General features: G+C 64.1%; 21 protein-coding genes. 7 read left to right on the top strand and 14 right to left on the bottom strand.

What is annotated here, in order from left to right; genetic code table 11:
• The first annotated feature begins 13 nt into the window (after positions 1-13).
• Positions 14-1684: a urocanate hydratase gene (gene hutU / locus JQ566_RS30605; protein WP_212379303.1), complete on the top strand. Its 1671-nt coding sequence runs from the start codon at positions 14-16 to the stop codon at positions 1682-1684.
• Positions 1685-1691: 7 nt separating this feature from the next.
• Here the strand turns inward: hutU and JQ566_RS30600 are convergent, their stop codons facing one another.
• The 3 genes from JQ566_RS30600 to JQ566_RS30590 form a co-directional block, all read right to left on the bottom strand.
• Positions 1692-3701 carry a putative bifunctional diguanylate cyclase/phosphodiesterase gene (locus tag JQ566_RS30600; protein ID WP_212379301.1) on the bottom strand — a complete coding sequence of 670 codons (2010 nt, stop codon included), beginning with the start codon at positions 3699-3701 and terminating at the stop codon, positions 1692-1694.
• A 404-nt stretch (positions 3702-4105) separates the two neighbouring features.
• The gene (locus JQ566_RS30595; RefSeq protein ID WP_212379299.1) at positions 4106-4378 is read right to left on the bottom strand and encodes a TonB-dependent receptor plug domain-containing protein; all 273 of its coding nucleotides are present in this window, start codon (positions 4376-4378) and stop codon (positions 4106-4108) included.
• Positions 4379-4441: 63 nt separating this feature from the next.
• Entirely contained in the window at positions 4442-5587 is a 1146-nt protein-coding gene (locus JQ566_RS30590) for a hypothetical protein (RefSeq protein ID WP_212379298.1), read from the bottom strand.
• Between the two features lie 226 nt (positions 5588-5813).
• Here JQ566_RS30590 and JQ566_RS30585 point away from each other — a divergent pair, with 226 nt between their 5' ends.
• Positions 5814-6623, top strand: coding sequence for an ABC transporter substrate-binding protein (locus JQ566_RS30585; RefSeq protein WP_212379296.1), 810 nt, complete (start codon positions 5814-5816; stop codon positions 6621-6623).
• Here the strand turns inward: JQ566_RS30585 and JQ566_RS30580 are convergent.
• Positions 6597-7295, bottom strand: coding sequence for an ABC transporter permease (locus JQ566_RS30580; protein WP_212379335.1), 699 nt, complete (start codon positions 7293-7295; stop codon positions 6597-6599). The genes JQ566_RS30585 and JQ566_RS30580 overlap by 27 nt on opposite strands.
• 479 nt (positions 7296-7774) lie before the next feature.
• Here JQ566_RS30580 and JQ566_RS30575 point away from each other — a divergent pair, with 479 nt between their 5' ends.
• From JQ566_RS30575 to JQ566_RS30560, 4 genes are all read left to right on the top strand, one after another.
• Positions 7775-8626: a 3-hydroxybutyryl-CoA dehydrogenase gene (locus tag JQ566_RS30575; protein ID WP_212379294.1), complete on the top strand. Its 852-nt coding sequence runs from the start codon at positions 7775-7777 to the stop codon at positions 8624-8626.
• A 137-nt stretch (positions 8627-8763) separates the two neighbouring features.
• The gene (locus JQ566_RS30570) at positions 8764-9228 is read left to right on the top strand and encodes a group III truncated hemoglobin (protein WP_212379292.1); all 465 of its coding nucleotides are present in this window, start codon (positions 8764-8766) and stop codon (positions 9226-9228) included.
• A gap of 239 nt (positions 9229-9467) precedes the next feature.
• Positions 9468-10121, top strand: a complete 654-nt coding sequence (locus JQ566_RS30565) for a QcrA and Rieske domain-containing protein (protein WP_212379290.1) — start codon at positions 9468-9470, stop codon at positions 10119-10121.
• A gap of 116 nt (positions 10122-10237) precedes the next feature.
• Positions 10238-11965: a methanol/ethanol family PQQ-dependent dehydrogenase gene (locus JQ566_RS30560; protein WP_212379288.1), complete on the top strand. Its 1728-nt coding sequence runs from the start codon at positions 10238-10240 to the stop codon at positions 11963-11965.
• Positions 11966-12282: 317 nt separating this feature from the next.
• On the opposite strand, the gene JQ566_RS30555 is transcribed toward JQ566_RS30560, so the two are convergent.
• The 6 genes from JQ566_RS30555 to xoxF5 form a co-directional block, all read right to left on the bottom strand.
• On the bottom strand, positions 12283-14595 hold the full coding sequence (locus tag JQ566_RS30555; protein ID WP_212379286.1) for a xanthine dehydrogenase family protein molybdopterin-binding subunit: 2313 nt from the start codon (positions 14593-14595) through the stop codon (positions 12283-12285).
• A gap of 1 nt (position 14596) precedes the next feature.
• Positions 14597-15049, bottom strand: coding sequence for a (2Fe-2S)-binding protein (locus tag JQ566_RS30550; protein WP_028177985.1), 453 nt, complete (start codon positions 15047-15049; stop codon positions 14597-14599).
• Between the two features lie 659 nt (positions 15050-15708).
• Positions 15709-16272, bottom strand: a complete 564-nt coding sequence (gene gfa, locus JQ566_RS30545; protein ID WP_212379284.1) for an S-(hydroxymethyl)glutathione synthase — start codon at positions 16270-16272, stop codon at positions 15709-15711.
• A gap of 32 nt (positions 16273-16304) precedes the next feature.
• Positions 16305-17414: an S-(hydroxymethyl)glutathione dehydrogenase/class III alcohol dehydrogenase gene (locus JQ566_RS30540; protein ID WP_212379282.1), complete on the bottom strand. Its 1110-nt coding sequence runs from the start codon at positions 17412-17414 to the stop codon at positions 16305-16307.
• Positions 17415-17475: 61 nt separating this feature from the next.
• On the bottom strand, positions 17476-17967 hold the full coding sequence (locus JQ566_RS30535) for a c-type cytochrome, methanol metabolism-related (protein WP_212379333.1): 492 nt from the start codon (positions 17965-17967) through the stop codon (positions 17476-17478).
• Positions 17968-18077: 110 nt separating this feature from the next.
• Positions 18078-19883 (bottom strand): lanthanide-dependent methanol dehydrogenase XoxF5, encoded by a 1806-nt coding sequence (gene xoxF5, locus JQ566_RS30530; RefSeq protein WP_212379280.1) that lies wholly within the window; start codon positions 19881-19883, stop codon positions 18078-18080.
• Positions 19884-20397: 514 nt separating this feature from the next.
• Between xoxF5 and JQ566_RS30525 the strand changes: the two genes are divergently transcribed.
• Positions 20398-21366 carry a helix-turn-helix domain-containing protein gene (locus JQ566_RS30525; RefSeq protein ID WP_212379279.1) on the top strand — a complete coding sequence of 323 codons (969 nt, stop codon included), beginning with the start codon at positions 20398-20400 and terminating at the stop codon, positions 21364-21366.
• 62 nt (positions 21367-21428) lie between these two features.
• On the opposite strand, the gene JQ566_RS30520 is transcribed toward JQ566_RS30525, so the two are convergent.
• From JQ566_RS30520 to JQ566_RS30505, 4 genes are all read right to left on the bottom strand, one after another.
• On the bottom strand, positions 21429-22442 hold the full coding sequence (locus tag JQ566_RS30520) for a Bug family tripartite tricarboxylate transporter substrate binding protein (protein ID WP_212379277.1): 1014 nt from the start codon (positions 22440-22442) through the stop codon (positions 21429-21431).
• Between the two features lie 299 nt (positions 22443-22741).
• Positions 22742-23671, bottom strand: coding sequence for a substrate-binding periplasmic protein (locus tag JQ566_RS30515; protein ID WP_434057845.1), 930 nt, complete (start codon positions 23669-23671; stop codon positions 22742-22744).
• A complete protein-coding gene (locus tag JQ566_RS30510; protein ID WP_212379275.1) occupies positions 23668-24024 on the bottom strand; it encodes a c-type cytochrome in 357 nt (118 codons plus the stop codon). The genes JQ566_RS30515 and JQ566_RS30510 overlap by 4 nt, the downstream gene beginning before the upstream one ends.
• A gap of 10 nt (positions 24025-24034) precedes the next feature.
• The gene (locus tag JQ566_RS30505; RefSeq protein ID WP_212379273.1) at positions 24035-25699 is read right to left on the bottom strand and encodes a methanol/ethanol family PQQ-dependent dehydrogenase; all 1665 of its coding nucleotides are present in this window, start codon (positions 25697-25699) and stop codon (positions 24035-24037) included.
• Positions 25700-25845 lie beyond the last annotated feature (146 nt).

Genomic DNA, 25845 nt, shown 5'->3' with positions numbered 1-25845 from the left:
CGAGGTGTCCCGCATGAACCGCCGACTGGACAACGACCGCACCATCCGCGCGCCCCGCGGCAGCGACATCAGCGCCAAGAGCTGGCTGACGGAAGCGCCCTTGCGCATGCTGATGAACAATCTCGATCCTGACGTCGCGGAGCGCCCGAGCGAGCTCGTGGTCTATGGCGGCATCGGCCGTGCCGCACGCGACTGGGAGAGCTTCGACCGGATCGTTGCGGCGCTGCGCAAGCTGGAAGCCGACCAGACGCTGCTGGTCCAGTCCGGCAAGCCGGTCGGCGTCTTTCGTACGCATGCCGACGCCCCACGCGTGCTGATCGCGAACTCCAACATCGTGCCGCACTGGGCGACGCTCGACCATTTCAACGAGCTCGATCGCCAGGGCCTGATGATGTACGGCCAGATGACGGCGGGCTCCTGGATCTATATCGGCAGCCAGGGCATCGTGCAGGGCACCTACGAGACCTTCGTCGAGGTCGGCCGCCGTCATTACGGCGGCAGCCTCGCCGGCAAATGGATCCTCACGGCCGGCCTCGGCGGCATGGGCGGCGCACAGCCGCTGGCGGCGACCATGGCCGGCGCTTCGATGCTTGCGGTCGAATGCCAGCCGAGCCGCATCGAGATGCGCTTGCGGACCGGCTATCTCGACCGGCAAGCCGCAACGCTTGATGAAGCGCTCGCGATCATGGCGGACGCCGCGAAGACGAAGAAGGCGGTCTCGGTCGGCCTGCTCGGCAATGCCGCCGAGATTTTCCCGGAGCTGGTCCGCCGCGGCGTCAAGCCCGACATCGTCACCGACCAGACCAGCGCGCATGATCCGATCAACGGCTACTTGCCGAAGGGCTGGACGCTCGCTGAATGGGAAGCCAGGCGCGCATCCGATCCGAAGGCAGTGGAGCGCGCCTCGAAGATTTCGATGGTCGAGCATGTGCAGGCCATGCTGGATTTCCATGCGCAGGGCATACCGACGCTCGACTACGGCAACAACATCCGCCAGATGGCGCAGGACATGGGCCTGAAGAACGCGTTCGATTTCCCCGGCTTCGTGCCCGCCTATATACGCCCGCTGTTCTGCCGCGGTATCGGTCCGTTCCGATGGGCCGCGCTGTCGGGCGATCCCGAGGACATCTTCAAGACGGATGCTAAAGTGAAGGAGCTGATGCCTGACGACAAGCATCTGCACAATTGGCTCGACATGGCCAAGGCGCGCATCAAGTTCCAGGGCCTGCCGGCGCGGATCTGCTGGGTCGGCCTCGGCGATCGCCATCGTCTCGGCCTTGCCTTCAACGAGATGGTGGCGCGGGGCGAGCTGAAAGCACCGATCGTGATCGGCCGCGATCATCTCGACAGCGGCTCGGTGGCGAGCCCAAACCGCGAGACCGAGGCGATGAAGGATGGATCGGATGCGGTGTCCGACTGGCCGCTGCTCAATGCGCTGCTCAATTGCGCCAGCGGCGCGACCTGGGTGTCGCTGCATCATGGGGGCGGCGTCGGCATCGGCTATTCGCAGCACGCCGGCATGGTGATCGTCGCCGACGGCACGCCTGAGGCCGCGAAGCGGATCGAGCGCGTGCTGTGGAACGATCCCGCCAGCGGCGTCATGCGCCACGCCGATGCAGGCTACGACATCGCGATCGATTGCGCCCGCGACAAGGGGCTCGATCTGCCGAGCCTGCCGGAGTAGCCGAGGGTCAGGCCACGACCTTGGCCCCGCTGCCTTCGAGGCGCCGGCCTTCCTTCGCCAAATGGTCGCCAATCGCATCGGCCGGCATGGGCTTGGCGAAATAATAACCCTGGATGAAGTCGCACCCCAGGCGGCGCAGGCTGTCGAGCTGGGTGCGGGTCTCGACGCCCTCGACGACGCAGGCGATCTCCATGTCATCGCATAGGCCCGTGAGCGATTTGATGATCTTGTGGCTGACGGGATTCTCGTTGATGTCGGAGACGAAGCTGCGGTCGACCTTGATCTTGTCGAGCGGCAGGCGGTGCACGTGGCTCAGCGACGAATAGCCGGTGCCGAAATCGTCCAGCGAAATGCCGCAACCCATCGCCTTCAGCGTTGCGATCGATTGTTGTGCGCGCACGAAGTCGAAGGTGACGGCGGTCTCGGTGATCTCGAAGTCAATCCGGTGTGCCGGCAGCCCACTCTTCTCGATGATTGAGATCAGCGGCAAAATGCCCTCCGCCGCGCAGACGTCGTGCGCGGAGAGGTTGAACGAGAGGCGGATGTGATCGGGCCACGTCTTGGCGATGGCGAGTGCGCGCACCAGCAGCGCTTGGGTCAGCGGCCGGATCAGGCCGATGCGCTCGGCGGCCGGAATGAAATCGGCCGGAGAGACCAGGCCGAGGCGGGCGCTGCGCCAGCGCGCCAGAACCTCGAAGCCGGCGGTGTGCTCGCTCATGGCGTCGACGATCGGCTGGAACACCAAATCCATCTCGGTGCTGAAATCGGCAGTGCGCAGCAGATTCTCGATGACTCCGCGACTGCGGATCTCGGCCTCGAGCTCGCTCGAGAAGATCACGGTGCGGCCGCGCAGGTGACGCTTGGCGTGATAGAGCGAGTAGTCGGCGCACTCATAGAGCGCTTCCGACGTCGTCGCGGAGTCCGGAAACAATGCGAATCCGATCGAGCACGACAGTCCGGTATGGGCGGTGTCGAGCTGGTAAGGCAGCTTGACCTGGCCGCCGATGCGCTCGCCGAGCCGCATCAGATCCATCTCGTCGGGGTCGCCGCACACGACGAGGCCGAACTCGTCGCCGCCGAGCCGGGCAAACTCCACCCGCTGCGGGCCAAAGCCCTCGCAGACCTCGCGGATACGCCGGCCCGCCTCGATCAGGACGCGATCGCCGACCGAGTGGCCGTAATTGTCGTTGATCGGCTTGAAGCCGTCGAGATCGATGATGCCGACTGCGACGCGAACGTTTCTGCGTTCGGCATCGGTGAAGGCGCTCGAGAGCTCGGCGAAGAAGCGGCGGCGGTTCGGCAGCTCGGTGAGGGAATCGAGATTGGCGAGGCGGAAGTTCTCGTCCGAGAGCGCCTGCGTCGCCGCCTGTTGCGCCAGCAGCGACTTGCGGCTGGCGACGAGATCGGCGAAGTCGCGATAGTAGATGAACAGCACCGTCACCATCGCGCCGGAAACCAGGAGGTTGTTGACCGCGATCGCCTTCAGCGTCGGCTCGCCCGTGGCGAAGAAGAACAGCACATAGGGCAGGTCGACGATCAGCGTCACGATCAACGCGGCCGAGCGCAGGTGCATCAGCGAGAAGATGCAGCCGATCACGGTGACCGCCATGTAGAAGGCAACCTGGCTCTTGGCAAAGGGATCGCCGTAGGGATAGAGCGCGAAGGACCAGGCGGTGAAGCCGGCGCCGATCGGCAAGGTCAGCCAGTTGGTGGCGCGCAGGTTGCGCAGGATGTCGGCGTCGCTGCGCACCAGGTGACGCTGTCGCAGCCACCAATAGGTTCGCAAGCCTGCGAGCACGGTCAACACGCTTGGCACGATCATCGTCAGCCAGTCCGGCGCCACGTTCACGTAGGTGTAGGCGACGGCGATCGTGTTGCTGATGAGGATGAAGTAGAGCAGCGGGATCTGCTTGGAGAACGCGTCGAACTGCGCGCGCGTCAGATCTGGATTGTCGGCGGGAACGCGAAACAACTGCATTGCCGCGGCAAGACGAGACTTCAAATCGGCAATAGGCATTGAAATACGAGCCTCGGGTCCCCTGAAACGTAGGCGATCTTGCACGGCGCGGGTAAAGGGCGCGTTAGACCGGGTCTCGCGCGGAAGGCCAGCACGGGTTGCGCGCTACGTTGGGATCGTCCGGCCGCGTGCATTGGTGAGGTCCCGTTAAGGATATCCGGCGGTAGGGACGTGCGTCTCAGGCGCAAGTCGCCCGTAATGACCTCAGCTACGATCTGCTAACCATTGTGTCAGCCGGTGTGCTCGGTCCAACTCTCGCCGGCTGGGAGGTGAGGAGCGCCATCGATGCAGGCGCCGTACGGTTTCAAACGGCGCGGATGTCGTGTGGCCCGACCGCCGTGCAAGTTGCGTCGTGCACGACGTTGTGGGCAACTGCAGGGCCGGCCGAAAGCGGTGCGAGAGGCCTAGCGTCCGATCGTCACGCCGGCGGTCGAGCGCATGGCGTCCTGAAGGCTGGTTGCCTTCTTGTCGTCGAGGACCTGCCGCGTCAGCACGGTGGTCTGGCCGGGCGTATCGAGGATCGCCTCGCCGCGCGAGGAGGAGAGCCGATCGGCCTTGTAGGGTGCGGCCGGATCGGTGGCGGGCGCCGCCAGACGATGCGGCCGTTTGCCCGCGGCGAGCGCCGGCTGTGAGATTGCAAAGGCGATCACGACGAAGAGCAATGAGCTTGTGCGCATGTGCGATCTCCCAGGTCGGGACATCAGCCTAGCATATTGCGACAGTGGTCGCAGAAGAAAGGATCAGGCGAGAGCGGCCTGGCGCTCCCGCATCGGCTCGCGGACCCGCTCGATGGTCCGCGGCTCGGCGAGCCCTGTGAAACTGCGATGGCTCGCCTTTACGGGCCCCTCGACGATGACGCCCTCACAGACGATCTGCCCGCCGAGCATTTTGAATTCCAGCTTGTCGTAGCGCGGCATTGTCTCGCCGGGCGCCGGCGGCAGCAGCCCGACGCTTCCCTGGATGTTCAGCGCCGCCTCGCCGGTGCCGTGAAGCCGCGGATTCCACATCCTGATTCCGCTCTCCGCCCATCGCTGCCGGATCAGCGCGGCGCGATCTGCGGGTTCCGCGGCCCTTGCGCGAACTTTCGGTGCGCTGCGGATCTCTGGCGAAGGAGACGCGAGAGCCGAAGCCGGTTCGATCTCAGCGACGCCGCTCGATGAGTCGCTCGTCGCTGCAGCGATGGCTACGGCGAGCGGAACATCGTTCGCAGGGGCCGGCACGATCTCAACAACGGGCGCAGGGTCGCTGTCGGCGCTGGCTTCAGAGACATCAGTCGCGACGCTATCGGCCTCGGCGAGGAGAAGCTCGACTTCTTCGACGGCGATCGGTTCGACGACGGCGGAAACGTCGGGCGAGGAGGCTGCCTCGATGACGGCATCAGGGACATCAGTCGAGGCGGTCACGACGTCCGCTGACGAAGCCACAATCTCTTCTGCAACAACCGAATCGGTCTCTGCAGGAATCCCGGCGGGCGATGCATCATCGTCAACGATGGCGAGATCAGAGGCTGCAACTGGCTCACTCTCCGCACTGGCCGATGCAGACAACACCTCCTCGGCGACTGTTGCCGTCGCGGGTGTCTCGATTTCCGCCACCCTCTCCGGAGATGAGTCCTCGCTGATACAGATATCGTCGGACGGCTTCTCCGCGACGACAGGCACAGCCGCGTCGTTCTCCGCGACCGGAGCTGTGGCGGCGAGGTCAGCGTCGCCGCGCACCGGGCCGGTGCTGATCTCGGCGATTGGAGCTTGAGCCGTGGCCGCGACGTCTTCGACGATGGCGGGCGAAACCTCTGTGGCGATCGGCGCGACGCCAATGTTGCCGCCGTGCGGCAAGGGCCGAAGTCGGGTAAACGCCCAGTTCACCGCAGGGATGCGGCGCAGCAACGATATCAGTCTCGAAAGCACTGGGAGTTGTCCAAGAGGTACTCGGCGTGATTCTATCGCTGATTCGCCAGCAATGTGAAAACCTGCCCCGGCCGTCACACCCGTGTCAATGTAGGGAGGACCAATTGCAGAACATCCACGCGTCCAGCGCCGCTTGAAGGTCGGGGTTCCCGTCGTCGTCGTCAGCGGCTAATGAGGACCGTCATTGTCTGGTCGAGGACGGCGCATGAGGAAGCTTGCCACCATCGGAGCGGTTCTGCTCTGGTCCACCATCGCATTCGCACAGGATCGCACCATCACCGTGGCCTCGACCACATCGACGGAACAGTCGGGGCTGTTCGGCCATCTGCTGCCGCTGTTCTCGAAGGCCGAAGGCATCAGCGTGAAGGTCGTCGCCGTCGGCACCGGCCAGGCGCTGGACATCGGGCGGCGTGGGGATGCCGACGTCGTGTTTGTTCATGACAGGCCCGCCGAGGACAAGTTCATGTCCGAAGGACAGGGCGTGAAGCGCTTCGACGTCATGTACAACGACTTCGTCATCGTCGGGCCGAAAAGCGATCCGGCGCAGATATCAGGCAGCAAGGATGTGGTCGAGGCGCTGCGCAAGATCGCAGCGGCCAAGGCGCCGTTCATCTCGCGCGGCGACAAATCCGGCACGCATGCGGCCGAGCTGAGGCTATGGAAAGAGGCTGGCGTTGAGCTCAGTGCCGGCAAGGACAATTGGTACCGGGAGATCGGCCAGGGCATGGGCCCGGCGCTGAACATGGCCTCGTCGTCGAACGCCTACCTCCTGTCGGACCGCGGCACCTGGCTGTCGTTCAAGAACCGTGGCGAACTCGCGATCCTGACCGAGGGTGACAAGCGGCTCTTCAACCAGTACGGCGTCATGCTGGTGAATCCTGAGAAGCATCCGAACGTGAAGGCGAAGGATGGGCAGGCCTTCATCGCCTGGCTGGTCTCGTCGAAGGGGCAGGAAGCGATAGCCGGGTACAAGGTCGGCGGCGAGCAGCTATTTTTCCCCAACGCGTCCCACTAGCACGAAGGCGACGGTCGACACTGCGACACTGAGTGCGAGCAGGATCAGTCCGAGTCCAAGCGCCAGCGGCAGGTCGCCTTTGCTGGTTTCCAGCGCGATCGCTGTCGTCATCGTGCGGGTGAAGCCGCGAATGTTGCCGCCGACGATGATGATGGCACCGACTTCCGCAATGGCGCGCCCGAATGCCGCGAGAAAGGCCGTCAGCAACGAGGTCCGGCCGAGCGCGAACAGGAGGGCCATGCTGCGCAGGGCCGACAGCCCGTCGATCCGCGCCAGGTCGCCATACTCCGCCCACAGCAGGCTTGCCGGCCGGTGCACCAGCGCCACCACGATCGGCGTGGCCAGCAGCGTCTGCGCGATCACCATGGCGGCCGGGGTGAACAACAAGCCAGCAGCCCCGAGCGGGCCGGACCGCGACAGCAGAAGATAGAGGGCGAGCCCGACCACGACCGGCGGAAGGCCGAGCAGCGCATTGGTCAGAATGACGATGACCTGACGCCCCCGGAAACGGGTGATCGCAAGCAGGGCCCCGAACGGCGCGCCGATCAGGAGCGCGATGATGCTGGCGGTCAGGCTGACCCGTACCGACAATGCGACGATGCCCAGCAGCTCGGCGTCGGCTTCGCCGATCAGCGTGAAGGCGGCACCGATGGATCGTGCGAAATCGTTCATCCGGCCCGACGCTGTTGCGCCGGCTCGATGCCGGTGATCCTGATCACGTCCATCGCGAAATCCTTCGTCCCCAGCGGCCTGCCCCTGACAGCTTCGGCCCGGGTCGGCAGCAGGCCGGGTCCTCCACGCGCGTCCTCGGATGGCAATTGCACCGGTTCTGGCCGCTGCGGCCGCCACAATCAAGGGGTTGCAATTCAGGGTGCTCAGGATGAGCTTTTGTCGATATGAAGCGGGCGCCCAATGCCCGGCCTTCATCGCCCTGTCCAGGGGGCCGCAGGGCACAAGATCCGGCATTTGGGCCGGGAGAGCCCAAATCCCTGGCGCGGTGCGGTCGGGGACGGCTTTATTCCGCCCGTGGATGCACTAAGGAAGGGACAGGATCAGGTCGCACCCGCCCGGTGGCGGTGCTAGACCCTGATGCAGCAACAATGGGGCCGGGCTGCTACTGGCTCGCCCGCAGAGATGAAGGATGTGACGCAATGATCCAGACCGTTGGCATCATCGGGGCAGGGACCATGGGGAACGGCATCGCGCAGGTTTGCGCCGCGGCGGGACTCTCGGTCGTGATGGTCGACATTTCCGATGCGGCGGTGAACCGCGGCCTTTCGACCGTCGGCGGCAGCCTCGAGCGCCTAGTCAAGAAGGAGAAGATGTCGGCGGCCGACCGCGAGGCGGCGCTCAAGCGCATCACCGGCACCACCGACCGGTCGAAGCTGTCGGATTGCGACCTCGTCATCGAGGCCGCAACCGAGAACGAGGAGCTCAAGGTCAAGATCCTGAAGGATCTCTGCGCGACGTTGTCGCCGCGCACGCTGCTCGCGACCAACACCTCGTCGATCTCGATCACCAAGCTCGCAGCCGCAACCGACCGTCCCGACCGTTTCATCGGCATGCACTTCTTCAACCCGGTGCCGGTGATGGCGCTGCTGGAACTCATCCGCGGCCTGCAGACCTCGGACGACACCCATGCCAAGGCGCTGGATTTCGCCAAGCGTGTCGGCAAGGTGGCGATCACGGCCAAGAACAGCCCAGGCTTCGCCGTCAACCGCATCCTGTGTCCGATGATCAACGAGGCGATCTTCGCGCTGCAGGAGGGCATCGCGACGGCGGAAGAGATCGACGCCGGCATGAAGCTCGGCTGCAACCATCCGATCGGACCGCTCGCACTGGCCGATCTCGTCGGGCTCGACACCATGCTCTCGGTGATGGAGGTCTTTTACAAAGGCTTCAACGATCCTAAATATCGGCCAGCCCCGCTGCTGAAAGAAATGGTCGATGCCGGCCATCTCGGCCGCAAGACCGGGCAGGGCTTTTACACTTATAGCGCCTGATGAAGGCATTGGCGGCGGGCACTCTGCGTCCGCCGCCAGATTCCGCAATTTGCGCTGCGACAAAGACGCCGCGCGCGATCGCCCCGATAATGCCAAACGGGCGGCCTGCGGGAACAACGGAACGGATAACCAAGGACATGTCGGATCGACTGAAGGCCGAGCGGGAAGCTGCGGCTGCGCGGCGGAATCTGTTGACCCAGGATGCGATCGAGCGCACCGGGATCACCGAGGAGATGATCGGGGAGCTCGTTACCCGCTTCTACGGACGCGTGCGCGAGGATGCGCTGCTTGGCCCGGTCTTTGCAATCGTCCAGAACTGGGACGAGCATCTCACCAAGCTCCGGGATTTCTGGTCATCGGTCGTGCTGATGAGCGGCCGCTATCATGGCTCGCCGATGCGGGCGCACCTGCCGCTGAGCCTGGTTGGCGGCCATTTCGACCGCTGGCTCGATCTGTTCGAGCAGACCGCGCGCGAGGTCTGCCCGCCGCCGGCGGCGGCGCTGTTCATCGACAAGGCGCGTCGTATCGCCGACAGTTTTGAAATGGCGTCGGCAACCGTTGCGGGCCGCATCGCATCGCCGCGCCACGTGCTCAGGTCGTGAAATACAGAATGTGAGAAGGCGCAGCTCGCGTCGCGTGATGGCGCGTCGCACCAATTCCCACATCATCGGTCTGATCTGCAAAATCATCATGCCGTTCGCGCAATGCGATGTAGAATTCGCGAAAATGCGCTTGCCCGCTTTCATTCTCGTTCAATCAACGCGAGCAAAGCCATATTGATGCACTGCGGCGCCAATTCTTCGCCTTCTTTTCGGCAGAGTTCCAGCGCCTGCTAGCGGGCATGGCTTGCGCATCCTTCGACACCAATTCCCCATCCACCGAGAGTGCTACGGATCCCGAAGTCGATGCGGGCACCGAACAGACACGGCGATCCGTGCTGCTCGGTGCGCTTGCGACCTCCGCGTGTCTCGGCTGTTCCACCCAGGCGCGCGCAGGTGAGGACCCGCCCGGCTCGGACGAGCGGCCGCAGAAGGGCGATCTGCTCGTCTTCTCCGAAGGTGACCAGGAGGGAAAGCTTATCACTGCGGCCGATCTACGGGTCGGCGGGCCGCCGGTCCATGCCTGGCCGAAGGATCCCAACACATCGGTGGTGCGCAGTGCCTCGCGGCTCAACGAGATCCTGATCGTCAAGCTCGATGCCGCCGATCTCGACGAGAAGACCCGCGCGCGGGCCGTCGACGGCATCATCGCCTATTCCGCGATCTGCTCGCATGCGGGCTGCCCCGTCACCGCCTGGGTGAAGAGCGATGTCGGCGACAAGGAGGTGTTCAAGTGCATGTGCCACAACTCCGAATACGATCCCCGCGCAGGCGCGCAGGTCGTGTTCGGGCCGGCGCCGCGACGGCTTGCAGCGCTGCCGTTGGCGCTCGTTGACGGATCGCTCAGCGTCGCCGGCAATTTCATCGGAAAGGTAGGTGGCGCGCAGCCGGGATGATGGACGGTGCGGGCCATGCCCGCGTCACGAGAGGCCGCCTCCGCCGATGGGCGGACGACGGGACGAACGACAAGAATTCACAACAAGAATTCAAACGGATGAAAAGGGGAACGTCCATGACTAGGAAGCAACGGTACCTGTCCGGCTTCGTCGCCTTCACCTGCCTCGCCTCGACGGCCGCCGTGTCGGGTCCAATCGAGAATTATTCTCCGGTCACCGCGCAGCGGCTGGAAAATCCGGAGCCAAGCAATTGGATGCTCTACCGGCGCACCTATGACGGGCACGGCTATAGCCCGCTCGACCAGATCAACACCTCCAACGTGAAAAACCTCACGCCGGTCTGGACCTTCGCCACCGGCGTCGTCGAAGGCCACGAGGCGCCGCCGATCGTCAACAACGGCGTGATGTTCGTGGCGACCCCGATGGGGCAGGTGATCGCGTTGAACGCCAAGACCGGCGACGAATATTGGCGCTACAAGCGGCAGCTCCCCGATGATCTGTTCCAGCTGCATCCGACCAACCGCGGCGTCGGCCTCTGGGAGGACAAGCTCTACCTTGCCACCACCGACGACCATGTCGTGGCCCTCGACGCCAAGACCGGCAAGGTGGTGTGGGACACCAAGGTGCAGGACTACAGGAAGGGCCAATACATGACCCTGATGCCGCTGGTCGTCGACGGCAAGGTCATCGTCGGCGGCTCCGGCGGCGAATTCGGCGTGCGCGGCTATGTCGCCGCCTATGATGCCAAGGACGGCAAGGAGCTGTGGCGCACCTTCACCATTCCGGGCGAAGGCGAGCCCGGTCACGACACCTGGCAGGGCGACGACTGGAAGAATGGCGGCGGCTCGGCCTGGATGACCGGCAATTACGACAAGGAGACCAAGACGATCTATTGGGGTGTGGGCAACGCTGCGCCATGGCCCGGCGAGACCCACCCCGGCGACAATCTCTACACATCCTCGGTGCTCGCGCTCGATCCCAGCACCGGCAAGATCAAGACCTATCACCAGTATCACCAGAACGATTCCTGGGACTGGGACGAGGTCGACGCCCCGATGCTGATCGACCTGCAACGCGATGGCCGCAACATCAAGAGCCTGGTCCATCCGGGACGCGACGCGATCTTCTGGGTGCTCGAGCGCACGCCGACCAAGATCAACTACGTCGCAGGCTGGCCGTTCGTCTCCACCGACGTCTGGAAGGGCATCGAACCCGAGAGCGGCAAGCCGATCGTCGACCCCGCTCACAAGCCGGTCATCGGCAAGCGCGTGGAGTTCTGCCCCTCACTGTGGGGCGGCAAGGACTGGCCGTCGGCGGCCTACAGCCAGAAGACCGGCCTCGTCTACGTGCCCGCCAACGAGAATTTCTGCGGCGGATTCACTGGCGAGAAGGTCGCGCTGAAGCCTGGCGAGCTCTGGCTCGGCACCAAACCGGAGGACATCGGCCTCAAGGCGAAGCCGGGCGCGGATCATTTCGGCGAGCTTCAGGCCTGGGATCCCGCCACCGGCAAGAAGGTGTGGCAGCACAACTTCCCGAAATCGCAGCTGTTCGGTTCGGTGACCGCGACTGCGGGCGATCTCGTCTTCGTCGGCGGCACCAACGACCGCAACTTCCGCGCCTTCAACGCCAAGACCGGCGAGCTGCTGTGGGAGCAGAAGACCAACTCCGGCATCATGGGCATGCCGGTGTCCTACGAGATCGACGGTACGCAGTACATCGCGATCCAGTCGGGATGGGGCGTGGACGCGCAACGCATCCAGGATGCGCTGGCGACCAACAATATCGGCATCGAAGCCAACGTGCCGCAGGGCGGCGTCATCTGGGTGTTCGCGCTGAAGAAATAGCTCCGCGGGCGGATCGAAAGAAGCGGAGCAGCAAGGGGGGCGAATGCGGCGGACGGCAACGTCCGCCGCATTTTTGTTGTGTGCTGGGATTGCCGGCGCGCCGCGTAGTCGTCGTCATGCCCGGGCTTGTCCCGGGCATCCACGTTCTTCGTGCCGCGGCAAAGCCGTGGATGGCCGGGACAAGCCCGGCCATGACGGCGTGAGGTGCGAAAGGTCTACGTCCCCTCGCGCTCCACCTTGCCCTTCTCCTTCTGGTTCATCTCCCGAACCTTCGGATCCGGATGCAAACGGCGCGAGGCCGTCTCTGTTCCGTTCCCTCACGCCTCCAACTGCTTGCCGATCGGAAGCGAGCGGATGCGTTTTCCCGTCGCCGCGAAGATCGCATTGATCAGGGCCGGTGCGAACGGGGGAACGCCGGGCTCGCCGACACCGCTCGGCGGCGTGTCGGGTCCGGGCGGCACGATGTAGACGTTGGTCACGACAGGAGAATCGTCCATCCTCACGACCTGGAAGTCGTCAAAATTCTTCTGCTGCACCTTGCCGTCCTTGAAGGTGATCTCGCCGTATTTGGCGAGACTGAGCCCCATGATCGCAGCGCCCTCGATCTGCGAGGCGATGCGCTCGGGGTTGACATAGGTGCCGCAGTCGATCGCGGTGTCGACCCGCGGCACCGTCAGCTTGCCCTTGTCGTCGACGGCGACCTCGACGATGGTCGCGATGTAGCTGACGAAGCTGCGGTGCACGGCGATGCCGAGGCCGTGGCCCTTCGGCACCTTTCGTCCCCATTCGCCCTTCTCGGCGACCAGTTCGACCACCTTGCGCAGGCGCGCGGTATCGATCGGGTAGCTGTCCTGGGGCTCGCCGTAGTTCCAGAGGTCCTTCACATTGGGCTTGACGATGCGAGGCGAGCCGATCAGCTCGAGCAGCATGTCTTTCTGGTCGCGGCCGGTGGCTTGCGCGATCTCGCCGACCATCGACTGCACGGCGAAGGCACGCGGGATGTTCGAGACCGAGCGGAACCAGCCGATGCGGGTATGCGCGGCTGCTTCCGGATTCTCGCAGGAGATGTTGGCGATCTCGAAGGGCATATCGACGAGACCCATGCCGATCTCGAACGGCGCCTGATGCACCGTGCCGGCGGCAAAGGTCGAGGCGATGCTGGGAGCCACGCTGCGGTGGCGCCAGGCGATCACCTTGCCGCTCTTGTCGAGGCCGGCCTCGATCCGCTCGACCGAGACGGTGTGCAGGAAGCCGTTGTGGATGTCGTCCTCCCGCGTCCACTGCACCTTCACTGGCGCACCGAGCTCCTTCGACAGCAGCGCGGCTTCGAGCGCAAAATCGCATTTCGACTTGCGGCCGAACCCGCCGCCGAGCAGCGTCACGTTGACGGTGACGTTCGCTTCGGGAATGCCGAGCGTCTTGGCGACGTCCTCGCGCGTGCCGCCGGGGCTCTGCACCGGCGCCCAGATCTCCGCCTTGTCACCCTTGACGTCGGCCACCGCGACCGGCGGCTCCATGCTGACATGGGCCAGATGCGGGATGTAGTACTCGCCGACGATGACCTTGTCGGCCCCCTTCAGGGCGGCGTCCGCATCGCCCTCCTTGCGCAGCACGAGGCCGGGCTTGCGCGAAGCCTCCTCGAGCTCCTTGCGGTAGGCGACCGAGTCGTATTTGCCGTTGGGGCCGTCGTCCCAGGTGAGCTTCAGCGCATCCCGGCCCTTGATCGCAGCGCCGGTGTTGCGCGCGATCACGGCGACGCCGCCGAGTGGCTGGAATTTCGACGGCCACGGCCAGCCGCGCACCTGCATCACCTTCTCGACGCCAGGAATCTTCAGCGCCTCGTCCGGCTCGAACTTGACCAGCTTGCCGCCGGTCACCGGCGGACGCGCGATCACGGCGTATTTCATGCCTGATAGCCGCACGTCGGCGCCGTATTGCGCCTTTCCGGTGGTGATGTCGTGGAGATCGACGATGCCGACCTGGCCCTTGCCGAGATAGCGGAAGTCCTTGGGGTTCTTCAGCTTGAGGCCTTCGATGCTCGGCACCGATTCCTTGGCGGCGTCCGCTGCGAGCTCGCCGAAGCCGAGCTTGCGGCCGCTGGCGCTGTGAACCACCTCGTGGTTGACCGCCTTGACCTCGGTCGCCGGCACGCCCCAGCGCTTCGCTGCGGCCTGCTCCAGCATGGTGCGGGCGGAGGCGCCGATCTGGCGCATCGGGATCAAATAGTGTCGCGTGCTGCGCGAGCCGTCGGTGTCCTGGTTGCCGAACTTGACCTCGTCGCCATGGGCCTGCTGCACCTTGACCCTGGACCAGTCGGCTTCCATCTCCTCCGCCACGATCAGCGGCAGGCTGGTGCGCACGCCGGTGCCCATCTCCGAACGGTGCCCGATGATGGTGACGATGCCATCAGGCGCCACCGAAACGAACACGCGCGGATCGACCACGACGCCGTGCGGCATCTTGCCGGCACCGGTCTCATAGGCGAGCGCCTGGCGCGACATCACGGGGGCGGCGAGCACGAACCCGCCGGTGACGCCGAGCCCCTTCAGGATGCTTCGGCGCGAGACCTTCTCGACCCTGATATGCTTTTCGAAGCCGCGCAGCTTGCGGGGATTGTCGATGAAATTCATGTCACACCCCCGTCGACGCGAGATGGACGGCGTTCTCGATGCGCTGGTAGCAGCCGCAACGGCAGATGTTGCCGGACATCGCCTCGCGGATCTGGTCATGCGAGGGTTTCGGGTTGTCCATCAGGAGGGCTGCGGCCTGCATGATCTGGCCGGCCTGGCAGAAGCCGCATTGGGGCACGTTGACCTGGCGCCAGGCCTTCTGCACCGGATGATCGCCGTTCGGATGCAATCCCTCGATCGTGGTGACCTCGCGTCCGGCGACGTCGTTGACCGAGGTGATGCAGGCGCGCACGGCTTCCTTGTCGACGATGACGGTGCAGGCACCGCACAGGGCCTGGCCGCAGCCGTATTTGGTGCCGGTCAGCCCGGCCTCGTCACGCAGGAACCAGAGTAGCGGGAGATCCGGGTCGCCGTCCCAGCTCTGTTCCTGGCCGTTGATCTTCACCTTGATCATGATCGTCCCTCGCTCTTCATAAGCATGCCAAATTCAAGTCCGCCGCCGGTCGGCGACGGTCCTCGCATCGTCTCGCCACATCCCGCTGTCATCCCGCGCGGGCACATCCCGAAGGGGGCAGGAACGCCAATGGCGATGTCTGGATGTGCTCGATACCTCCCGTTTTGTTCTTAATTGATTGTATTTCGCGCGGCATCGTGACGGGGCGACCGTAGCAGAGATCGCCCCGGCCCGGCGTTCACAGCCGAGTGTTCTCACCGGGAAAAGATTGCATCGATGGTTTGTCAAAAGCAGGGCGTGTCTTCCCCTCGCGTGCTTGTGAAATACGCGCAACGAAAACGAAAAAAGCTTCGTCCGCCAGGAAGACTGCGCGGACGAAGCAGGATGCCTCAGTCGAGGGAGGGAGAACGCAAGCACCGCGAGCTTCGAGCAGGAAGCGGACGGTCCTGCGCAGTCATTCAGAGACCAGGACTGAGGAGCTGATGGCCCTCACATGCGCGTGGTGCAGAAGCGGCGGCATCGCCGCGGTGGTCCCGGAACGGGGGACCCGTGCGGCTCGCTGGCGGCGATAGGCGCCAGCGAGCCGAAGAAGGTCTGGCCAAGACTCTGACCAAGACTCTGGCCAAGACTCGGCGGCCCAGCCAGTTCAGGCGGCCCTCCTAGGCGGCTTTGGCTTTCGCCACGTGGGTCGCGATCGCGTCCATCAGCGCCGGCGACAGGCAGTCATACGGCTCGAGTCCGATCTCCTTCAGCCGCGCGCGGATGCCGGCCATCTGCTCCGGCTTCACGCCGGATTCGATCACCGAGGAGACGAAGGCGGCGAATTGCGGCGCCTGCGAACCCTGCTCCTGGAACAGTTCGGGATGGATGAAATCGAGGCCGTAGAACGGATGGTTCTTGTTCTCGATGCGGCCGTACATGTGCGTGCCGCAGGCCTTGCAGGCGTGGCGCTGGATCACCGCCGAGGGGTCGACGATCTGGAGCTTGTCGCCGTTCTCGAGCACCGTGACGTTCTGGCGCGGCACCACGGCGACGACGGAGAACGTCGCACCTTGCGGCTTCCAGCACTTGGTGCAGCCGCAGGCGTGATTGTGCGCGACGTCGCCCTTGATGCCGACCTTGACCGGGTGGTCCTTGCATTTGCAGACCAGGGTGCCGCCGGCAAAGCTGCCGCTGCCTTGTTTGATGCCGTTGTCGATCGAGGGATGGAGTGCAACAGTCATGGGTCGATCCTCCTTGGTGTGATGGCTGCGAGCTAGTAGACGACGACTGAACGGATGGATTTGCCCTCGTGCATGAGGTCAAAACCCTTGTTGATCTCCTCGAGCTTGAGCACGTGGGTGATCATCGGATCGATCTGGATCTTTCCGTTCATGTACCAGTCGACGATCTTCGGCACGTCGGTGCGCCCGCGCGCGCCGCCGAAGGCAGTGCCGCGCCAGTTGCGCCCGGTGACGAGCTGGAACGGGCGAGTGGCGATCTCCTTGCCGGCTTCGGCGACGCCGATGATGATCGAGGTGCCCCAGCCGCGATGGCAGGCTTCCAGCGCCTGGCGCATCACGGTGGTGTTGCCGGTGCAGTCGAAGGTGTAGTCGGCGCCGCCATCGGTGAGGCCGACCAGGTGCTGAACGATGTCGCCGGTGACCTTCTTCGGGTTGACGAAATGGGTCATACCGAACCGGCGGCCCCAATCTTCCTTGGAGTCGTTGACGTCGACGCCGATGATCTTGTCGGCGCCGGCCATCTTGGCGCCCTGGATGACATTGAGGCCAATGCCGCCGAGGCCGAACACGACCACGTTGGCGCCCGGCTCGACCTTGGCGGTGTTGACGACGGCACCGACGCCGGTGGTGACGCCGCAGCCGATGTAGCAGCTCTTGTCGAACGGCGCGTCCTCGCGAATTTTGGCCACCGCGATCTCGGGCAGCACGGTGAAGTTCGAGAAGGTCGAGCAGCCCATGTAGTGGTAGATCGGCTTGCCCTTGTAGGAGAAGCGGCTGGTGCCGTCAGGCATCACGCCCTTGCCCTGCGTCGCGCGGATCGCGGTGCAGAGATTGGTCTTCTGGCTGAGGCAGCTTTTGCACTGCCGGCATTCCGGCGTGTAAAGCGGGATGACGTGATCGCCCGGCTTCACCGAGGTCACGCCCGGGCCGATCTCGCGTATGATGCCCGCTCCCTCATGTCCCAGGATCGATGGGAAAATTCCCTCGCTGTCGAAGCCGTCGAGCGTGTAGGCGTCGGTATGGCAGATGCCCGTCGCCTTGATCTCGACCAGGACTTCGCCGGCCTTCGGGCCTTCCAGATCGACCTCGACGATCTCGAGCGGCTTCTTGGCTTCGAAAGCAACGGCGGCACGTGTCTTCATCGTAAAACTCCTCAGATTCTCGTAGGGCGCCAAGAGGCAGTCTCGGCAGTCCTCGTAGCGTTCATTTCTTGCCCATGCAGGCGTCTTCCGCCTTAGTGTAGGCCTCCGGTTTCTCCTCCTTCTTGGAGGGACGCTGCCGGCCCCATGCTTCGGTGGAGCGGGCGCGCAGATAGACGTACAGATCGTCCATATAGCAGGCGACGTTCGGGTTGTCGCCGAAGGCCGGCATGACGTTCTCCTGCGCAGTCGAGATGTTCTTGCGACCGGAGGCGATCACGCCGATAAAGTCGCCATAGCTCATCGACTTGACGGAATCCTTCAGCGCCGGTGCGTAGGTGGAGCCCATGCCGTCGGGGCCGTGGCACACATGACAGTCTGAGTGATAGCGGCGGTATCCGGAATAGGTGAACCAGTCCACGGTGCCGTCGGCCGAAATCTTGTAGGTGGGATTTCCCTCCTTATCGAGCCACTTCCCGTCGTCTTCCTTCTTCACGGCGGCCGGGTCGCCCGGACCGTCCGCGACCGCAACTCCTCCGGACGCAACGAAGATCATCACAGCAATGACAGAGCAGATTTTACGCAAGAGATTCTTCCTCGAAGGCATTCGGTGGAGACGAGCCGGCGCGTGGAGCTGATCCACGCGCCGGAGCGATGCTGATGGGCCTAGTTCGGCAGCGAGAACACGGTCAGCGTGCCGCCGAGTGCCGTGTAGTTGCTGAGGGCCGCGTAGCCACCGACGGCGCCGAGACCGGCGGTCGGATCGGTCAGACCTGCGGCCAGACCGATGCCGGCCCAGCCACCCACGCCGGAGAGCACGGCAACGTACTGCTTGCCGCCGTTCTCATAGGTCGTGACGTTGCCGATGATGCCGGAGGGAGTCTTGAACTTGTAGAGCTCCTTGCCGGACTTGGCATCGACCGCCTTCAGATAGCCTTCGAGCGTGCCGTAGAACACCACGCCGCCGGCGGTTGCGAGCGCACCCGACCAGACCGAGAACTGCTCCTTGTTCGACCAGACGATCTTGCCGGTCTTGCCGTCCCAGGCGATGAAGTTGCCCATGTGGCTTTCACCCTGCGGCGGATACATCGAGAGCGTCGCACCCACATAGGGCTGGCCCGCGGTGTAGCTCACCTTGAACGGTTCGTAGTCCATGCAGACGTGGTTGGTCGGAACGTAGAACAGCTGCGTGTCCGGCGAGTAGGCTGCCGGCTGCTCGTCCTTGGTGCCGAGCGCCGCCGGGCAGATGCCCTTCACGTTGACGTCCTCGCCCGCCTTGTCCGTCGAAGCTGCGTCGAGCACCTTCGGGCGGCCATAGGTCGGAGAGCTCTTGTTCATGTCGACGCCGGAGGTCCAGTTCACCTTCGGATCGTATTTCTCGGCGACCAGCAGTTCGCCGTTTTCACGGTCCATCGTGTAAGCGAGGCCGTTGCGGTCGAAATGGGTCAGGAGCTTGCGCGGCTGCCCGTTGATCTGCTGATCCGTGAGGATCATCTCGTTGACGCCGTCATAGTCCCACTCGTCGTGGGGCGTCATCTGGTAGACCCACTTGGCCATGCCGGAGTCCGCGTCGCGCGCGAAAATGGTCATGGACCATTTGTTGTCGCCGGGACGCTGCTTCGGATTCCAGGTCGAGGGGTTGCCCGATCCGTAGTACACCATGTTCAGAGCGGGATCGTAGGAGATCCAGCCCCAGGTGCAGCCGCCACCGATCTTCCACTGATCGCCCTGCCAGGTCTTCAAGCTGGAGTCGGCTCCGACCGGCTTGCCGAGCGACGTCGTCTTGGCCGGATCGAACTTGATCTGGTCATCCGGACCTTCGGAATAGGCGCGCCAGACCTGCTTGCCGCTCTTGAGGTCGTATGCGGTCATGTGGCACTGCACGCCGAACTCACCGCCGGAGATGCCGACCAGGACCTTGTCCTTGACGACCAGCGCGGCCGACGTGCCGGTCTCGCCCTTCGCGGGATTGCCGTTGGTCGCAGACCAGGCCACCTGGCCGGTCTTGGCGTCGAGCGCGACGAGGTTGGTGTCGGCCTGATGCAGGATGATCTTGCCGTCACCGTAGGACAGGCCGCGGTTGACCGTGTCGCAGCACATCACCGGAATGACGTTCGGATCCTGCTTCGGCTCGTACTTCCAGATGATCTTGTTCTCATTGGAAAGGTCAATAGCGTAGACCTTGTTCGGGAACGGCGTGTGGACGTACATGACGTTGCCGATGATCAGTGGGCCGCCTTCATGGCCGCGCAGCACGCCGGTCGAGAAGGTCCAGGCGACCTGGAGCTTGCCGACGTTCTGAGCGTTGATCTGGTTCAGCTTGGAATAGCGGGTGTTGGCATAGTCGCCCGCCGGCATCACCCAGTCCTTCGGGTTCTGCGACATCTTGATCAGCTCGTCATTGGCTGAAGCGCTGCCGACGGCGAGAGCCGCCGCGGAGCCGAGATAGGTCGCCAGTAGCACCTTGCGCATAGTTATTCCTCCGTTGGTCTCGTTTATTGTTTCCGAAGCATTGCTCAATCGCCGGGCTTCTCGTCCGGCGTCTGCTCGTGCAGGGCGGTCACGATTGGGACCAGAAACGATGCTGTGCTGTTTCCTCCTCCTGATGAGAGCCACGGGTCCACGTGCGGGAGCGGCCCGTTCTTATTGTTCCTGCCGCAATCCCTAACGCCTTCGCCATCGGGAAACTTGCCCAAGAGAGAAGCCGGTTTGCTCGACAGCGCACGGAGGCGAAGATTTTGATTTTGCAGTAGCGAATTCAGCGGCTTCGGCGCGCCTTTGAGACCGCCTTCTACGCTCAGGTTCCCCTTGACGGCGCTGCAACTAAGGCGGAGGATTAAGTTTCAAGAGTGGCAATGGAATGATGGCGCTCGTTGCAAGAGACCGCTCGAATTCGAGGTAAACGTCACGCAATCACGGCTGAGGGCTCCGGCAGCGCTGGTTGCGATTCGCGCCGAATCTCCGGATCAAACCAGTGGCTGGATTAATGTCCGACACCATTCACACGCTCTCGACGACTGGAATGACGCCGAAGCGGCAGATCCAGAGTTGGATCGACGGGCTGACGAGCCTGTGCGGGTATTTCGACGTCGATCCGCTGGAGGCGTCCTCGCTCGAAGGTCGCATCGACTACACCACGGTCTCGCGTCTGAAGCTCTGCCAGATCGAGGTCAGCCAGCATCGCATCGCGCACACGTTGGCGCGCGCCAAGGCCAATGCGCACCCGTATATCAAAATCCACTTCCAAACCTACGGCGTGTCCTATTTCGAGCAGGAAGGTCGCCACATCGAAATCAACCCCGGCGACATCATCGCCTATGACGTCTCCTGCCCGCATTCGATCATCAGCCCCGCCTTTACCCGTCACGACGTGGTGATCGTGCCGAAGGCGCTGCTGCGCGACCGCGGATTCCCGTCGCAGCGGATGCCCGCCTGCAAATTGACCGCGAAGACGGGTACCGGGCGGATCGCCCACGATTTCGTCCATGCCACCTTCGACGAGGCTGCAAAGCTGTCGGCGAACAGCGCGGTCGGTGTCGCCGATTCGCTGATCGACCTGTTGCTGCTGCCGCTGCGCGAAGCCGACACGATGTTCGACCGTGTCGGGCCTGAAGCGATGTATGTGCGCGCGCAGTTCTTCATCCGTGAGCACTTGCGCGATCCGGATTTGTGCATCGACCAGATCTCGACCGAGCTCGGCTGCTCCAAGCGCTATCTGCACATGCTGTTTTCGGAGCGCGGCACCACGGTGAGCGACTACATCTGGCAGGCGCGGTTGCAGAACTGCCGCCAGGAGCTCGAGGCCCACGCCGGCAAGACCATCACCGACGTCGCCTTCTCCTGGGGCTTCTCCAGCTCATCGCATTTCAGCCGGGTGTTCCGGAAATATTTCGGCGTGGTGCCGTCCTCGATCCACAAGGCACAGCAGGGCACGGCAAGCGCGGGCGAGCACTAGGCCTGGTTTTCAGAAGGAGGTTGGCGAGGCCCATCCTCCTGACACGGCCCGGCGTTCTGAGATCAGGCGGGCTCGAGGCCGAGCGACTTTGCGCTCTCGATCCAGATTGGCAGCTCGCGCTGGTACAGCGCATTGGTTTCCTTGAAGCCGATTGCAGGTTCGAGCACGAAGGTCGCGAGAACCTCCTTCACCTTCGGATCGCTGTTGGCGGCGACGCAGAGCTCGGCGATGCGATCGACCACCGGCTGTGGCGTCGCCTTCGGCACTGCCCAGCCGGTGAACCCGCTCACGGTGAAGAATTTTGACGTCGCGCCCTGCTCGGGAAGAGTCTTGATGGTCGGAATTGCATCGACCTTCTTCGAATGCACGGCGAAGACGGTGCCGCGGTCGCTTTGCAGGACCGACTGTGCGGCCGTGTAGCTGCCCATCGCGGCATCGAGCGTGCCTTCCAGCATTCCCGTCCACATCGGCGCCTCGCCGCGATAGTGCACCGGCTCGATGTTGAGGCCGTACTGCTTGTTGAGCTCGTTGATCGTCATGTGCGGCGACGAGCCCACGCTGTAGGTGCCGAAGTTCACCTTGCCGCTCTTGCGCGCGAAGGCGACGAAATCCTCCAGCGTCTTGATCCCGGTCTTCGGGTTCGCCACCAGCAACAGGCCGGCGCCCGGAATGACGCTGACGAGCGTCAGATCCTTGTCCATGTCGTAGCCGGGATTCTTCATCACCACCCGGTTCATGATGTAGGTGGTCGAGATCGAGCACAGGATGGTGTGGCCGTCGGGCTCGGCGCGGGCGACCTCCGCCGTGCCGATCGCGCCGGAGGCGCCGGGCTTGTTCTCGATGACGACGGTCTTGCCGACCTGCTTGGAGATGAATTCGCCGTAGGCGCGCGCGAGCAGGTCGGTCTGGCCGCCGGCGGGGTAGCTGCAAATCATGCGAATCTGCCGCGCCGGCCAAGTGCTTTGTGATGTCCCTTGCGATGTGCTTTGCGCCGATGCGTTGCGTACGACGAACGGCATCGCCAGTGCGGTGGTACCGGCGGCGATGAAGTGGCGGCGATCGAGTTTGGCGGACATGATTCTCTCCCGGATTTCTGCCGAACCTACTGCATCAGGCTGGCGCCGGCATGGTCGGCGGGCGAGACAGATTGGCGCATTCGGTCAGGCAGTGGGACATGGTGGGCGCGGCGTTCGTGCCCCGGACGCCATCAGCGCGTTTACGCGCGTCTGCGACGCGCTATGGCAGCGCTACTTCAGCGGTGCGCTGCAGAGCCGGGGTCCATACCTCAACCGCAAGCTATGCCGCATGGGTCCCGGCTCTGCGCCGCAACGCTAACAGGCGTTGCAGCGCGTCCGGGACACCAGAACCTTTCCATTCACCGCTGGATGATCTTCGTCCAGACATCGCCGAGAATCGCGGGCTCGCGCGGCGGCAGATAGGTGAGGCCGGCCTGCTTGCCGAATTCGGCGATCTTGCCCTCGGCGGCGAGCTCGGTCAGCGCCTTGTCGACCGCCCCGATCAGCGCGCCATCATTGGCGAGCCCGACATAGCCGCGATTGGCTCCGATCGGGTAGTGGTAGCCGGACGCCGTAATCGCCGTGTCGGGGTGCGCGGCGCGATGGGCATCGAAGCGGGCAAGATCGATCAGCGTCGCGTCATGGTCTCCGCGCTGGAGCGCACCCAGCAGATCGTCGCGGCCGGGGACGAGATGGGTGATGCTGTCGATCAGGCGTCCCTTGTCGAAGGTCATCAGGATGGCGTCGCCGAGAGACCCGCTCTCGATGACGAGACGAAGGCCGGCGAGATCGCCGATGTCGCTGATCCTGCGGCCACGGGCCTTCGGCCCCAGCACCACCGTCATCGGCGAATAGACGTAAGGCTGGCTCGGCGCGAGCACGCCCAGCGGGACGCGGCGCCGCCGATCGTCGCGTGTGGCCCCGGCGAAATCCGGCAAGCGCGCCGTCTTCATCCCGGGCGCGACGAGCGAATCCTGCGTCAGCGCGTAGCCGCCGACGAGCGAGCAGCGCCCGTCCGAGAGCAGCGCGTTGGCTTCGAGCTGCGGGCTCGAATCCTCGTCCAGCCTGCTCTCGAACCACTGGATCGCCAGCGGCCGTCCGAGCCGCTCGGCGATCGCCTGCGCCAGCAGCACGTCGAAGCCGGCATCCGGCTTGCCGCGGTGGTGCATCGAGAGCGGCGGCCGGTCCTCGTCGAGACAGATCTTCAGGGGATCGTCGGCCGCAACGGCGACCGACGTCATCGTGAAAAGAAAGGCCGCAACGTTCCAGGCAACGCGCCGGCCCCTCATGGCTTCCTCCGGCTGGAGATGAAGGCCCAGAGATCGCCGATCTGGTCGTCGTTGAGGATGTCGCCCCAGGGCGGCATCTTGTTGTTCTTGCCGTTCTTGACCGTCGTGACGAAGCGCGTCTTGTCGTCCGGGAAGACGCGCAGGTCCGGCGTGATGGTGCCGGAGTTCATCAGGTTGGGGCCGTGGCAGTGTGAGCATTTCTCGGCATAGGTCGACTTGCCGTGGTCGATCTGCGCCTGCAGTGGATTGCCGGTTGCGTCATCCGCGGCGCGAACGGTCGCCGCAAGCGCGACCGTCAGCACCGCGACGGTGGCGATCGTCGCCACCGTCCTGTGTGATACTTCTCTCAGCATTGTGCCGTGGCTATTGCTTGACCGCAAAGACCCACAGCGAGCCACCGGGCGGCACCTTGGCAAGCCGCTCGTCGCCGGAGAACAGCGAGTAGACGCCGCCATAGCCGCTCGTCACGGCGACGTATTGCACGCCGTCCTGCTGCCAGGTCACCGGCTGTCCCTCGATGCCGGACCCGGTCTGGAACTGCCAGAGCTTCTTGCCGGTGTCGGCGTCGAAGGCCTCGAACTCGCCGGTCAGCTGACCCGAGAACACCACGCCGCCTGCCGTCGACAGCACGCCCGAGAAGCGCGGAATGTCGCTCGGCGCCTCCCACTTCGACTTGCCGGTCATGGGATCGATGGCCTTGAGGTGACCGCGCGGGCCGTCGTCGAACTGCCAGGGATCGGTCAGGTCCATGCCGAGATACCATTCACCCTGCTTGAAGGTGACGGGCTCCGCCTTGTACTTGCCGCCGAAGTTGAGCGTGTTGGCATAGGCAAGGCCGGTCTGCGGATTGAACGACATCGGCTCCCAATTCTTGCCGCCGAGGATGGACGGATAGACCGTCACCTTCTTGCCCTCGCGCGCGTCCTTGGAGACGTCGGTCTCGATCGGACGTCCGGTCTTCATGTCGATACCTGTCGCCCAGTTGACCTTCACGTAGGGATTGGCCGCGAGCAGCTTCCCGTTGGTGCGGTCGAGCACGTAGAAGAAGCCGTTGCGGTTGGCATCCATCAGCACCTTGGTCGGCTTGCCCTCGACATTCATGTCGGCGAGCACCATCTCGGCCACGGCGTCATAGTCGAACGGATTGTTCGGCGAGAACTGGTAGTGCCACTTGATCTTGCCGGTCTTGGGATCCATCGCCAGCACGGAGCAGGTGTAGAGGTTGTCGCCGGGGCGCACCGCCGAATTGAACGGGCCGGGGTTGCCGATGCCCCAATACACCGTGTTCAGCTCGGGGTCATAAGAACCCGTGATCCAGGTCGAGCCGCCGCCGAGCTTCCAGGTATCGCCCTTCCAGGTGTCGCCGCCGGGCTCATCCGGCGAGGGGATCGAGTGGGTGCGCCAGAGGTGCTTGCCCGTCGCCGGATCCCAGCCGTCGATGAAGCCCCTTGTGCCGAATTCGGCACCGGAGATGCCGGTGATGACGACGCCGTCGGCGACCAGCGGGGCCACCGTCATCGAGTAGCCTTCCTTGATGTCGGCCGCCTTCTGCCGCCACAGCTCCTTGCCGTTCTTGGCGTCGAGCGCGATCACGTGGGCGTCGAGCGTGGTGCGGATCACCTTGCCGTCGTAGAGCGCGGCGCCGCGGTTGATGATGCCGCAGCAGACGATGCGCGGGGTCTCGGCGGGATACTCGACCTTGGTCTTCCAGATCTGCTTGCCGGTCTTGGCATCGACCGCCATGGTCGCGTTGTGCGAGGTCACGTAGATCACGCCCTGGTACACCAGCGGCTGCGATTCCTCGCTGCGATCGTCGTTAAAGGAGTAGTTCCAGACCGGGACGAGGTTCCTGACGGTGTCCTTGTTGATCTGGTTCAGCGTCGAGAAGCGCTGGAGATTGTAGCCCATTCCGTAATTGAGAACGTTCGACGTGTCGGTCGCCCCCTTGACCAGCTGCTCGGTGGTTTGTGCATTTGCACAGGTTGACGCAAGCATGACGAGGCCCGCGGCCATCGCAAAGCGTTTCATCCGTTCCTCCCAATATGCGCGCCTTTTGACGCTGCGACTGCAACACTCTGTCGGAAACCAAAACGCGTCAATACGAAAGTCGAACGTGCCGTGCCGATATCGTTGGACGCTGGTGCCGGTCACCTTACGGAAACCTTGCGCAAGCA

Origin of the sequence: Bradyrhizobium sp. SZCCT0231, assembly GCF_018130245.1 — a bacterium.
GTDB classification, from domain to species: Bacteria; Pseudomonadota; Alphaproteobacteria; order Rhizobiales; family Xanthobacteraceae; genus Bradyrhizobium; species Bradyrhizobium japonicum_F.
The sequence above is the reverse complement of the archived record's forward strand: the minus strand, read 5'-3'. Positions and strand labels throughout refer to the sequence as shown.

Excerpts from the sequence above, each read along its gene's own strand:
- hutU (WP_212379303.1), top strand. The coding sequence starts at position 14 with ATGAACCGCCGACTGGACAACGACCGCACCATCCGCGCGCCCCGCGGC.
- JQ566_RS30600 (WP_212379301.1), bottom strand. The coding sequence starts at position 3,701 with ATGCCTATTGCCGATTTGAAGTCTCGTCTTGCCGCGGCAATGCAGTTG.
- JQ566_RS30595 (WP_212379299.1), bottom strand. The coding sequence starts at position 4,378 with ATGCGCACAAGCTCATTGCTCTTCGTCGTGATCGCCTTTGCAATCTCA.
- JQ566_RS30585 (WP_212379296.1), top strand. The coding sequence starts at position 5,814 with ATGAGGAAGCTTGCCACCATCGGAGCGGTTCTGCTCTGGTCCACCATC.
- JQ566_RS30580 (WP_212379335.1), bottom strand. The coding sequence starts at position 7,295 with ATGAACGATTTCGCACGATCCATCGGTGCCGCCTTCACGCTGATCGGC.
- JQ566_RS30575 (WP_212379294.1), top strand. The coding sequence starts at position 7,775 with ATGATCCAGACCGTTGGCATCATCGGGGCAGGGACCATGGGGAACGGC.
- JQ566_RS30570 (WP_212379292.1), top strand. The coding sequence starts at position 8,764 with ATGTCGGATCGACTGAAGGCCGAGCGGGAAGCTGCGGCTGCGCGGCGG.
- JQ566_RS30565 (WP_212379290.1), top strand. The coding sequence starts at position 9,468 with ATGGCTTGCGCATCCTTCGACACCAATTCCCCATCCACCGAGAGTGCT.
- JQ566_RS30560 (WP_212379288.1), top strand. The coding sequence starts at position 10,238 with ATGACTAGGAAGCAACGGTACCTGTCCGGCTTCGTCGCCTTCACCTGC.
- JQ566_RS30555 (WP_212379286.1), bottom strand. The coding sequence starts at position 14,595 with ATGAATTTCATCGACAATCCCCGCAAGCTGCGCGGCTTCGAAAAGCAT.
- JQ566_RS30550 (WP_028177985.1), bottom strand. The coding sequence starts at position 15,049 with ATGATCAAGGTGAAGATCAACGGCCAGGAACAGAGCTGGGACGGCGAC.
- gfa (WP_212379284.1), bottom strand. The coding sequence starts at position 16,272 with ATGACTGTTGCACTCCATCCCTCGATCGACAACGGCATCAAACAAGGC.
- JQ566_RS30540 (WP_212379282.1), bottom strand. The coding sequence starts at position 17,414 with ATGAAGACACGTGCCGCCGTTGCTTTCGAAGCCAAGAAGCCGCTCGAG.
- JQ566_RS30535 (WP_212379333.1), bottom strand. The coding sequence starts at position 17,967 with ATGATCTTCGTTGCGTCCGGAGGAGTTGCGGTCGCGGACGGTCCGGGC.
- xoxF5 (WP_212379280.1), bottom strand. The coding sequence starts at position 19,883 with ATGCGCAAGGTGCTACTGGCGACCTATCTCGGCTCCGCGGCGGCTCTC.
- JQ566_RS30525 (WP_212379279.1), top strand. The coding sequence starts at position 20,398 with ATGTCCGACACCATTCACACGCTCTCGACGACTGGAATGACGCCGAAG.
- JQ566_RS30520 (WP_212379277.1), bottom strand. The coding sequence starts at position 22,442 with ATGTCCGCCAAACTCGATCGCCGCCACTTCATCGCCGCCGGTACCACC.
- JQ566_RS30515 (WP_434057845.1), bottom strand. The coding sequence starts at position 23,671 with ATGAGGGGCCGGCGCGTTGCCTGGAACGTTGCGGCCTTTCTTTTCACG.
- JQ566_RS30510 (WP_212379275.1), bottom strand. The coding sequence starts at position 24,024 with ATGCTGAGAGAAGTATCACACAGGACGGTGGCGACGATCGCCACCGTC.
- JQ566_RS30505 (WP_212379273.1), bottom strand. The coding sequence starts at position 25,699 with ATGAAACGCTTTGCGATGGCCGCGGGCCTCGTCATGCTTGCGTCAACC.